This window comes from Methylobacterium sp. CCH5-D2 (genome assembly GCF_001556475.1).
Classification (GTDB): domain Bacteria; phylum Pseudomonadota; class Alphaproteobacteria; order Rhizobiales; family Beijerinckiaceae; genus Methylobacterium; species Methylobacterium hispanicum.
In genome coordinates, this window is record NZ_LSIX01000791.1 from 1 (window position 1) to 4,609 (window position 4,609).

Annotated in this window: 2 protein-coding genes; both read right to left on the reverse strand. The window is 74.7% G+C overall.

All coding sequences use genetic code 11. From position 1 onward, the window contains the following. Positions 1-113: 113 nt before the first annotated feature. Entirely contained in the window at positions 114-1,172 is a 1,059-nt protein-coding gene (locus AX737_RS21080) for a toprim domain-containing protein (RefSeq protein ID WP_066924648.1), read from the reverse strand. 27 nt (positions 1,173-1,199) lie between these two features. After that, the coding region (locus tag AX737_RS21085) for a strawberry notch family protein (protein ID WP_066924650.1) at positions 1,200-4,609 on the reverse strand (3,410 nt) is incomplete at its 5' end.

The following is a 4,609-nucleotide window of genomic DNA, read 5'->3' on the forward strand; positions in this document are numbered from 1 at the left end:
GTTGCGCCCAAGCCCCCCGGCCCGGCACCCGTCGCCCTCTCGAGAAGGCCGTGGGCGCCGGCCCTCTCCGGTCCGGAGGACAACCGATCGGCTCTGCGCGGATCCCGGACCGCTCAGGCCGCCACCGCCTCCTCGAAGCGGAGGTGGGCCACCGCATCGTTCGGGTCGAGCTGCGGCGCGAGGTGCAGGGCGAGGTCGCGCGGGCCGAGGCGGCACAGGTCGCGGTTGAAGTCGTCCTCGCGCGGGTCCAGGTCGGTCACGCCGATCCCCGCGGCCTCGGCGCGGTGGCGCAAGGTTCGCGCGCCCCGCTCGCCGGCCGCGTCGGCGTCGCGGGCGATGTAGAGGTGGCGCAACCCGGGCGGGAGGATCAGGGCGCCGAGGTGCCCGGCCGAGAGCGCGGCGACGTGCGGCACGCCCGGCATCAGACGGTGGATCGACAGCACGGTCTCGACGCCCTCCCCCGCCACCAGCAGGTCGGACGCGGTGCCGGCGAAGCGCACGCCGTGGCCGAAGAGGTTGCCCAGCACCCGACGGGGCTTGGGCAGCTCGGCCTTGCCGCGCCCGTCCGCGGCGAGCCAGGTCCGGCCGACGGCCGTGACGGCGCCCGACAGGTCGGTGACGGCCGCGAGCAGGGCCGGGTGCCAGGTGTCCGAGCCCGGATGCTTGCGCGAGGCCCGGTACAGGCAGCGCGGGTGGAAGCGCAGGGCGGGGAGACCCAGCGCGTGCTCCAGCCCGCGCGAGCGCAGGTAGGCCGCCGCCGGTGTGCCGACGAGCCGCCGGCCGTGGCGCAGCAGGCGCAGGGCCGACTCGGTCGTGTCCCGGGCCTCCGGGAGGGGACGGCTGCGCTCCGGCTCCGGAGGCAGGGGCAGGCGCAGCATCGCCCGCGCCTCCTCCAGCGCCTCCCGCCAGCCGCCGCCGCGCTGGAGCCGGATCAGGTCGAGCAGGTCGCCGTGCTCGCCGGTCGCCGCGTCCTGCCACTTGCCGCGGGCGCCCTTGCCGCTGGTCGGGCCGGTCAGGCGCACGTACAGCGACGCGCCCTGCGTGTTGTGGACGTCGCCGACGCACCAGTACCGGCCGGAGCGGTAGCCGTTGGAGAGGTAGCGGCGGCAGACCGCCTCGACGTTCTCGGCGAGGCTTCGGGCGATCTCCGCGGCGGGGGGATGTGTCGGCATGGTCGGCCTCCCGGTCCGATCGCCGTATTAAGCGTGGCCGTTGGCGGTTGTGCAACGCAGCAGCGGGTGACGATCGAGCAGAGCCGTCAGGATCGCCGGCCCGCGCTCGCCGGTGGGCACGAACACGCGGGTGCGCCACGCGATCACCTCGCAGAACAGCCCGAGCGCCTTCAGCCCGGCCCGGGCGCCGTCGCTCGCCCCGATCAGCTCGATCCGGTCCTCGCTCATCACCCGCACGCGCCAAACCTGGAGGCCGCCGGCGAGTTGCAGGCCGGCGCGTCCGCCGAGCACGGCGGCGAAGGCCTCGGCCGGGGCCAAGGTGCTGCCGGCGCCGAGGTTCAGCCGCTCGCGGGTGACGTGCAGATCCTCGGGCTCGACGACGCGGCCGACGACCCGCTCGCCCGCGTCGGTGACGAGGCGGAACACGCGCATGTCGATGCCCGGCAGCCGGTCCCAGATCGGCAGCAGCAGCCCGGTGACGACGTACAGGGTGCGCTCCTCGAACTCGGGCAGGCTCGCGAGCTCGCCGCTCCACGCCGCCCGGAACGCCTCGGCGGTGGCCTCCCGGAACTGGGATCGCGCATACTGGTCGCGGTCGAGGAGTTGGCGCTGGAGCGGGCGCACCAGCCGCACCCGCGCGACCACGGCGCCGTCCTCGCGGGTCTCGCTCGCGGCCCGCCCCATCAGCGCCGGCCGGCCGGACTTGGCGTTGACCACCGGCGTGTAGCCGTCGGCCACCATGTCGAGCGCCGCGTCGAGGGCGAGCGGCCGCAGCCGGCGCCGCTCCGCGATGGTCAGGAGGTGGGTGTGGGCGCCGCTGCCGGGATGGGTGTAGGCGACCTCGCGGTCGGTGACCGTGAACGACTCGGCGGTCAGCACCTCGACGCCGACATCGTACACCCCGGCGCTGATCGCGCCCTCGATCACCTGGGCCAGCCGCTCCTCGAACGCCTCGAACAGGAGGTTCTGGACACCGATGCGCAGCGCCAGGACGCGGTTGAGGAAGCGGCCGATCGGCGGCAACTCGTCGAGCAGGCCCCCGGCCTCGTCGGTGAGCGCCAGCCCGGTAATCGCCTCGAACTGCTTCAGCGGGCAGCCCGCGATCTCGCCGCGGACGATCGCCCAGAAGAGCTGGCGCAAGGCAGTCGCGGCGTAGGGGCCCTCCAGATTGTCCTCGGGCCGGAACAGCCCCTGGCCGCCGGTCTGACGCTGGCCGCGGGTGATGGCGCCGAGCGTGTCGAGCCGCCGCGCGATCGTGCTCAGGAAGCGCCGCTCGCCCTTCACGTCGGTGGTGACCGGCCGGAACAGCGGCGGTTGCGCCTGGTTCGTGCGGTTGGTCCGGCCGAGCCCCTGCACCGCGGCGTCGGCCTTCCAGCCGGCCTCCAGCAGGTAGTGCACCCGCAGGCGCTGGTTCTTCGCGCCCCGGTCGGCGTGGTAGCTGCGCCCGGTGCCGCCGGCGTCGGAGAACACCAGGATCCGCTTCTCGTCGTCCTGGAACGCCTGGGTCTCCGAGAGGTTGGCCGCGGCCGGGCGGTTCTGGAGCACGAGGCGGTCGACGCCGTCCTTGCCGGTCCGGCGCACGATCCGGCGCGAGCGGCCGGTCACCTCCGCCACGGCCTCCGTGCCGAAGCGGTGGAGGATCTGATCGAGGGCCGACTGCACTGGGCTCAGGCCGCACAGGTGCTCGATCAGCGCGTCGCGGCGCTCCACCGCCTCGCGGCAGGGGACGGGCCGACCGTCGGCGTCGACCACCGGCCGGGACAGGACCGTGCCGCCCTCGTCCGAGTAGGGCTCGTAGAGCTGGGTCGGGAAGGCGTGGGCGAAGTAGTCCATCACGTACTCGCGGGGCGTGACGTCGACCTGAAGGTCGCCCCACTCGGACGAGGGGATCTCGGTGAGGCGCCGCTCCATCAGCGCCTCGCCGGTCGAGACGATCTGCACGACCGCGGCGTGGCCGGCCTCGATCCCCGCCGCGATCGCCGCGATCAGGGACGGGCACTTCATCGCGGTGAGCAGGTGGTTGAAGAAGCGCTGCTTGCTCGACTCGAACGCCGAGCGCGCCGCGGACTTGGCCGCCCGGTTCAGCGTCCCGGACGCGCCGGTGACGCCCGAGGCCTTGAGCGCGGCTTCGAGGTTGGTGTGGATCACCTGGAACGCGTCGGCGTAGGCGTCGTAGATCGCGACCTGCTCGGGGGTGAGCGCGTGGTCGAGCATCTCGACCTCGACGCCGGCGTAGCTGAGCAAGCGGGCGGTGTAGAGGCCGAGCGCCTTCAGGTCGCGGGCCAGCACCTCCATCGCCGCGAGCCCGCCCTGCTGCATCGCGCTGACGAAGTCGGCCCGGGTCGAGAACGGGAAGGCGCCCCCGCCCCACAGGCCGAGGCGGTGGGCGTAGGCCAGCTTCTCGACCGTGACCGCGCCGGTGGCGCTGACGTAGAGCACCCGGGCGTCGGGCAGGCGGTACTGCAACGCCAGCCCCGCCCGGCCCTGCTGCGAGGCCTCGACCACGCCGCGGTCCCCGGAGCCGGCGGCGGCGTTGGCCAGAGCGTGGGCCTCGTCGAGGGCGATCACGCCGTCGAAGCCGGCCCCCAGCCAGTCGCAGATCTGGTCGAGCCGCGAGCCCGCGCCGTTGCGCGCCCCCCCGCGCAGGGTCGCGAAAGTGGTGAACAGGATGCCCTCGGTCAGCGTCACCGGCTTGCCCGGTGCGAACCGCGACAGCGGCACGATCTGCAGCGGCTCGCGGCCGAGATGGCGCCAGTCGCGCCGGGCGTCCTCCAGCAGCGCGTCGGACTTCGACACCCACAGTGCCCGGCGGCGCCCCTGCATCCAGTTGTCGAGGATGACGCCCGCGACCTGGCGGCCCTTGCCGGCGCCGGTGCCGTCGCCGAGGAAGAAGCCCTGGCGGAAGCGCACCGCGCCCTCCGCGCCCGCGGCCGCGGCGGACAGGAGCGTGCCGGTCTCGTCGAGGGTCCAGTGGCCCGGCAGGTGGCGGGCGTGCGCGGCGCCGGAGTAGATCACGGTCTCGATCTGGCAGTCCGAGAGGAGGCCGGTCTCGACGACCGGCGCCGGCAGGCGCGGGGCGTAGGTCGGCCGCGGCAGGCGCACCGAGGCCATCGCGGTCGACTGGACCAGCGAGGTCGGGTGCGGCTGGCCGCCGTCGACGCGAAGGGTCTCCAGCGCGTAGTCCTCGTACAGCGCCGCCTCCGCCGCCAGCGCTGCCGGCAGGTCCTCGATCACCGTGTAGGCGATCGGCTCGGCGCTCTCGGCCGCCGCGGGTGCGGAACGCGGAGCGGTCAGGCGGAGGGCAGCCGGGCGTGGGGCGAGAACGGCGCCGCGGGACAGGCCGGGAATGGCGCGGCGGGGAGTTGGGGCCGGCGCGAGGCGCGGCGGTACGCCGGTCAGCACGGCCTCCAGCAGCGCGGCGGGATCGGGGCTCAACC